The 5,423-nt window shown below is 68.4% G+C and carries 8 protein-coding genes; 3 read left to right on the top strand and 5 right to left on the bottom strand.

Going from position 1 to position 5,423, the window contains the following annotated elements; genetic code table 11:
• A partial coding sequence (locus ACFW2E_RS02655; RefSeq protein ID WP_384460239.1) for an ALF repeat-containing protein occupies nucleotides 1–909 on the bottom strand: 909 nt, incomplete at its 3' end.
• A 179-nt stretch (nucleotides 910–1,088) separates the two neighbouring features.
• Complete coding sequence (locus tag ACFW2E_RS02650) at nucleotides 1,089–1,337, bottom strand: hypothetical protein (RefSeq protein ID WP_384460237.1); 249 nt, start codon at nucleotides 1,335–1,337, stop codon at nucleotides 1,089–1,091.
• A gap of 61 nt (nucleotides 1,338–1,398) precedes the next feature.
• On the opposite strand from ACFW2E_RS02650, the gene ACFW2E_RS02645 reads away from it, so the two are divergent.
• The gene (locus ACFW2E_RS02645) at nucleotides 1,399–1,566 is read left to right on the top strand and encodes a hypothetical protein (protein WP_384460343.1); all 168 of its coding nucleotides are present in this window, start codon (nucleotides 1,399–1,401) and stop codon (nucleotides 1,564–1,566) included.
• On the opposite strand, the gene ACFW2E_RS02640 is transcribed toward ACFW2E_RS02645, so the two are convergent.
• Nucleotides 1,529–2,722 carry a trypsin-like serine protease gene (locus ACFW2E_RS02640; protein WP_384460234.1) on the bottom strand — a complete coding sequence of 398 codons (1,194 nt, stop codon included), beginning with the start codon at nucleotides 2,720–2,722 and terminating at the stop codon, nucleotides 1,529–1,531. The two genes, ACFW2E_RS02645 and ACFW2E_RS02640, sit on opposite strands and share 38 nt — an antisense overlap.
• A 203-nt stretch (nucleotides 2,723–2,925) precedes the next feature.
• Nucleotides 2,926–3,438: a hypothetical protein gene (locus ACFW2E_RS02635; protein WP_384460231.1), complete on the bottom strand. Its 513-nt coding sequence runs from the start codon at nucleotides 3,436–3,438 to the stop codon at nucleotides 2,926–2,928.
• A gap of 385 nt (nucleotides 3,439–3,823) precedes the next feature.
• On the opposite strand from ACFW2E_RS02635, the gene ACFW2E_RS02630 reads away from it, so the two are divergent.
• Together ACFW2E_RS02630 and ACFW2E_RS02625 are read left to right on the top strand one after the other, a co-directional pair.
• Nucleotides 3,824–4,150 (top strand): hypothetical protein, encoded by a 327-nt coding sequence (locus ACFW2E_RS02630; RefSeq protein WP_384460228.1) that lies wholly within the window; start codon nucleotides 3,824–3,826, stop codon nucleotides 4,148–4,150.
• A gap of 53 nt (nucleotides 4,151–4,203) precedes the next feature.
• Nucleotides 4,204–5,083, top strand: a protein-coding gene (locus tag ACFW2E_RS02625) for an IS5 family transposase (RefSeq protein WP_384460335.1) whose coding sequence is annotated in 2 segments (ribosomal slippage) — nucleotides 4,204–4,559 and nucleotides 4,558–5,083 — 882 coding nt in all. Because the reading frame shifts where the segments join, the coding sequence is not laid out codon by codon here.
• A gap of 15 nt (nucleotides 5,084–5,098) precedes the next feature.
• Here the strand turns inward: ACFW2E_RS02625 and ACFW2E_RS02620 are convergent.
• Complete coding sequence (locus tag ACFW2E_RS02620; RefSeq protein ID WP_384460225.1) at nucleotides 5,099–5,368, bottom strand: Imm7 family immunity protein; 270 nt, start codon at nucleotides 5,366–5,368, stop codon at nucleotides 5,099–5,101.
• Between the last annotated feature and the right edge of the window lie 55 nt (nucleotides 5,369–5,423).

Genomic DNA, 5,423 nt, shown 5'->3' with positions numbered 1-5,423 from the left:
GCCCCCGGGGGTGTGCGGCCCCCCCCACGCCCCACGGCCGGCCGCCGAGGCCGCGTGCAGGGAGTCGTTCTTGGCCGCCTCCGTCTCGGCTGCCGCCTTCTGCGCGGCCACCTTGGCCAGTTTCGCCGCCGTCACCGCACGCGCGGAGGCATCCTTGGCCGCTTTCGTCTGCGCAGCCGCCTTACTACCCGCCTGCTTGGCCTGCGCCGCCAACTGCGCGACCGTGGCGTGCTCCTGGTCACGGGAGCGTGCCACGTACTGGCCGACCGTGAGGAAATCATGGATGTCGTCCGGCGAACCGTTCAACGCGATCCGGCCCGCCGCCGCGACGTTCGAGCCGCCCAGGCCGATGATCTGCGCGACCTCGATCCGCTCGTCCTGCGCCCGCCGATCGAACTGACCGGTCGACAAGAACGTCTTGATGTCGTCCGGCGTGCCGTTCAGCGCGGCCTGCCCAGCCTTCTTCACCTCCGGGCCGCCCGCATCGATGATCTGCGCGACCTCGATCCGCTGATCCTGGAAGTACGGATCCTGCCAGCCCTCCTCCAGGAATCCCTGCAGGTCGTTCGACGTCCCGTCCAGAACCGCGCGGGCGGCGTCCTGGAGATTCTGCCCGCCGACACTGGCGAGCTGGGCCACGGCTACGCGCTCGTCCTGGTACGTGGCATCCTTCGCGGTGCCGAGGAAGTGCCGTACGTCGTCTTCGCTGCCGGTCAGCGCGACCTCCGCGGCGGCACGCACCTCGGGGCCGCCCGTCGACCACAGATCGAACGCCAGCGAACGGTCGGCCACCTCGTCGGTGGCGCCACTGCCGCCACCGCTCGGAGTGCCGTCGGCCCTCACAGGGGAGGCTGCGCTCCCGAGCAGACCGACTACAAGTGCGAGCGGCAGCAGACACAGACAGAGCATGCGTGCCGCATACGCACCCCGTCCCACCGCGATGCTCGCGGGATTCCTCATCTTCAACGGTCTCTCATATCGTCCGGGGTCAGCTCGGAGTCACGCCTGAGACGTCCGAGCAGGCGACGGCCCAGGGGCGGCTCGCCGGGTGTCCGGGTGCCGCCTCTCAGAAGGCCGTGCTGGGGGCGTCAGCCGGCGGGTGCGAGCTGGACTTGGGTGTGGAGGCCCTTGGCGTCGATGCCGGGGAAGAGGCTGACGTGTCCGTCGTTCCAGCGGACGATGACGTCGTCGGCGCTGGTGTCGGTGGTGAAGGCACCGGCGGTGACGACGGTGGCGTCCTTCCACTCGGACTTGGCGGGCCTGACCTTGATCTCGGCGGGCAGGGCCTGGCTCGTCAGGCCGGGGTAGACGGTAGTCTCGCCGTCGATCCAGCGCACCAGCAGGTCATCGGTGTTCTTGCCGGTGAAGGAACCGCGGTGTCCGCCTGATGGTGCGTTGATGGAGCCGTTGCGCGGCGCCGACCCGGCCGGGATCGCGGGCTACCGGCTGGTGCGCCGGCTGGGCGCCGGCGGCATGGGCGTGGTGTACCTGGCGCGCACCGGCTCGGGCTCCCTCGCGGCGCTGAAGGTCATCCGGGCCGCGCACGCGGACGACGCGCGGTGGTGAGCTGCTCGGCGTTGGGCCAGGTGGAGTTCTTGGCGAACGTCTGCGTCTGCTTCTTCAGCCCGTTGCTCTCCAGGTCGCTGAAGACGGAGACATGGCCGTCCTTCCAGTCCACCAGCAGGTCGTCACGTCGGCCGTTCGCGCTGAGGTTTCCGGCGGACAGCTGCTGGACGCCGTTTTCCCACTCGCCGGTGTGCGGCGGGGCGAGCTGCTTCTCGCCGTGGAAGCCCTTGGCGTCGACGGTGGTGTAGTGGGTCATCTCGCCGTCGCTCCAGCGGACCACGACTCCGTCGGTGCCACCGCCGGTGTTGGTGCTGGTCACGTTGACGGCGTGGGTCCAGATGCTCTTCTCGGGCTGCAGTTGGTGTTCGGCGGCGAACGGATGCGCCGGGTCGTCGACCGCACCGCCCTGATAGAGGGTGACCTCGCCGTCGTCCCAGACGACGATCAGATCCATCCGGCGGGTGCCGCCCGCCGAGCCGCCGGTGAAGTAGCCGGCCGTCATCCGCACGGCGTGCTTCCACGGCGCGGCCGCGAAGGTGGTGCTGTAGGCGACCTGCTGCACCCAGCCGGTCAGGTCGTCCACCCGGGCCGCCACCGCCCCGGTGCGGGTCTCATTCGCATCGGCGCCCAGACAACCTCCTTGCCAAGAAAGGCTGTTGACACCGGCGATCGCGGTGTGGCCGCCTGCGGTGCTCAGAACGGGGCCGCCGGTGTCACCCTTGCAGACCGCCGCCCTATCCGACTTCGCGGCCAGATCCAGGGTGGTGGCCGCGATGTTCTGCACGGTGAAAGCGGCCGCGTGTACCTGGTCGGGCACCCAGTCGTCGCGGGTACGGCCGAACCCCGCGGCCTGAACCTCGTCCCCGGCCGCAGGCGCCTTGCCGGCCATTGCGAGGGGGGTGATGCCCCGGACGGGCTGGGCCAGCTGGGCCATGACCACGTCCCGGTCGCTGCGCGGGACGAGGTTCACCACCTGCTGGGCGCTGCCACCGATGGTGGCGATCGTCTTCAGCTTCGGCGCACCGGGCGCGAGCGTGCCGCCCGGGGTGTCGGTGAAACAGCTCGCGGCCGTCAGCAGCCACTGCGGGGCGACCAGCGTGGCCGAACAACCGTGCCGGCCGTCGACATCGAGCCGAGCGCTGGCAGCTGAGACCATGTCAGAAGCGGTGGGGCCGGAAACGGCACCGGCGGGCGTTGCGGCCAGGGCCGCGACGGCCAACGACGTGGCGGCAGCCAAGCCGCCGGTCCACGCGGTGCGCGGACGAGAGCAAGACATGAACGTTCCTTGATCGTGGTGCGAGTTCGAGCGATGAGTGCGCGGGCAGACGGGCGGGTCAGCCTGTGACGCGCAGGTGTCGGTCAGCCTGTGACGCGCAGTTCCAGCAGCACGGTCGGTGCGCCACCTGCGGCCCCTTCACCGACGCTCTGATAGCCGTTCTTGCCCACGCTCACGGTCTTGGCCGGCGCCGCGGGATCGGCCTCGGGCCTCAGATCGGCGCTGATGGGGTGGTCGGCGGTCTCCAGCGCAAAGACACGCGGGAGTTCGAGAGTGAGGTAGCCGCTCTTCGCGCTCGCCCTGAAGCAGTAGGCGCCCTGCGTATTGCCGCTCTGTCCCTGCACGGTCAGAACCTTGATCTGCTGGGCGGAGTCGTCACACTTGGCGAGGAGGATGTGCCCGTCGCCCCTGATCAGCTTGATGCCCTGATCCCGCTGGATCCGATCCGCGTTCGGATACGCGAAGTCCTCCACCGCGGACGGCGGCGTGGCCCCCGTAGGCCCCCCGGTCGGCTGCGGATCGGCGGAGGCGAGCATCGGCATGCCCACCAGTGCCAGCACGGCAGCAACCCCCGCGACGGGGAGCACCCTGCGCATACGAGGAGTCAACCGAATTCCTTTCCAGGCACGGGTGACGGCACGACGAAATAACATCTGCAGCCCCCCGTACACGGATGTAAAACAAAAATAAGTGGTCGATCCAGACTCTAAAACGACGTCAGATCCGGAGACAACGTGACCATCATCATGCATAGTTCACGGAACCCGCACGGCAAGCAATCATTGTTTCACGCTGCACAAATTTAGTGAATTCTTACCGTAAATTAGCGAGCCGGACGGAACGAGAGGTGTGCCGTGTGGGGCGGCCCTCCAGGACAAGACTTCGGCGTAGTCGCCTGGTGTCCGGTTCCTGGCGGTTGCCGTGCTTCGCGGTGCTCCGGGAGCGGGGTGGGTACCGGTGTCCGGGGGTTGACCAGCGACAATGAGCCTCAGGGAGATTGTTGCTGAGATCCATGCGCCCCTTCGGGAAGTTGCAGGCACTTCGGAGGGTTCCTATCCCTTCCCGTGGATCGACCAGATCGAGGACTTCCTCGCCGAGCAGGAGGCGGCGGAGGTGTATGACGACGGTGAGGAGTACGGCGAGGCGTACGTCTTCTTCATCACCGGGGCCGCCGAGGAGGATCTCCTGGCCGTGGATTCTCGCGCGGCTGGTCTTACAGGAATCCCGAGCGGAGTGTTCGCGACGGTCACCAGTGATGAGGCGGAGGAGATCGGCCTCGGACGACGTGTTGAGCAGCCGCTTGGTTAAGGCCTGTCCGGCGGATCATGAGTGTTTCGGCTTGCGGAGCCGTGTAGTTGGTCGTGGGCCGTGGCGATCTGACGAACGAGGAATGGCGCCGCCTGGAGCCGCATCTGCCCGTCCGCGGACGGCGTGGTGGGCGGTGGGCCAGTCATCGCAGGGTGATCAACGGGATCCTCTTCCGTGAGCGGACCGGGATCCCGTGGCGGGATCTGCCGGAGAGGTTCGGCAGGTGGAAGACCGTCTATGAACGGCACGGACGTTGGTCCGCGGACCATACCTGGGACCGGATCCTCCAGGCCGTCCAGGCCGACGTCGACGCCGAGGACCGGATCGACTGGAGCATGGTGGGCGTCGACTCTATGTCCTGCCGTGCCCACCAACACGCCGCCGGCGCCCGCAGGAAGACACCCGCATACCGAAAAAAGAGCCACGCCCCGGCAGCACCGCCCCGACGAGGGACTCGGAAGGTCCCGGGGCGGCCTGACGAGCAAGATCCACCTCGCCAGTGAAGGTGGTCGCAGACCTCTCGCGCTGCTGGTCACTCCCGGTCAGTGGGGCGACGCACCGCAGATGATCGCCGTACTCGAACGCATCCGCGTGGCCCGCAAGGGCGAGGGGCGCCCGCGCACCCGGCCGGGACACCTGAGCGCGGACAAGGCGTACTCCTCCCGCAGGAACCGCCGCTACCTGCGCAGACGCCATATCAAGCACACCATTCCGGAACCGAAGGACCAGAGGGCCAACCGTCGGCGCCGTGGCAGCCGCGGCGGCCGGCCCACCGGGTTCGACAAGGAGCAGTACAAGCGCCGCAACGAAGTCGAGCGGACGATCAACCGCCTGAAGAGCTTTCGCGCCGTCGCGACCCGCTACGACAAGCGGGCCTACGTCTTCCACGGCACCGTCGCCTTCGCCGCAGTCCGACTCTGGCTCCAAACATGATTCGCCGGAGACGCCTCAGCCGATGCAGGGATCTTCCACTGTCGGGATGTACGGAGACAGCAGCGCCTCCGTGTGGTGCGTGACCACGCCGCGAACGAGCCTGAGCACGCGTACCTCGTTTTCGTGGTCCGGTTCTTCGTCATCGCGAACGTGGAGGAGCCCATAGGAACCAGGGGCAACCACAGCCACATGCTCGAACAGTTCGACAACGTCAGGCGACGAGCGGTGATTGGAGTGGCCGCCGAGGGGGGGGGGGGGGGGGCGGCGGCAGGCCCCGCCGGGCACGACAGGCAGGGGGGGGCGCAGGGGGGGGGGGGACGCCGGCCACGCACACCGAGAG

Source organism: Streptomyces sp. NPDC058964 (assembly GCF_042741275.1).
GTDB lineage: Bacteria > Actinomycetota > Actinomycetes > Streptomycetales > Streptomycetaceae > Streptomyces.
This window is presented reverse-complemented; position numbering and strand designations above follow the sequence as displayed.

Coding starts and splice junctions, on each gene's coding strand:
- ACFW2E_RS02630 (WP_384460228.1), top strand. CDS start 3,824: ATGAGCCTCAGGGAGATTGTTGCTGAGATCCATGCGCCCCTTCGGGAA.
- ACFW2E_RS02640 (WP_384460234.1), bottom strand. CDS start 2,722: ATGGTCTCAGCTGCCAGCGCTCGGCTCGATGTCGACGGCCGGCACGGT.
- ACFW2E_RS02635 (WP_384460231.1), bottom strand. CDS start 3,438: ATGCGCAGGGTGCTCCCCGTCGCGGGGGTTGCTGCCGTGCTGGCACTG.
- ACFW2E_RS02645 (WP_384460343.1), top strand. CDS start 1,399: ATGGAGCCGTTGCGCGGCGCCGACCCGGCCGGGATCGCGGGCTACCGG.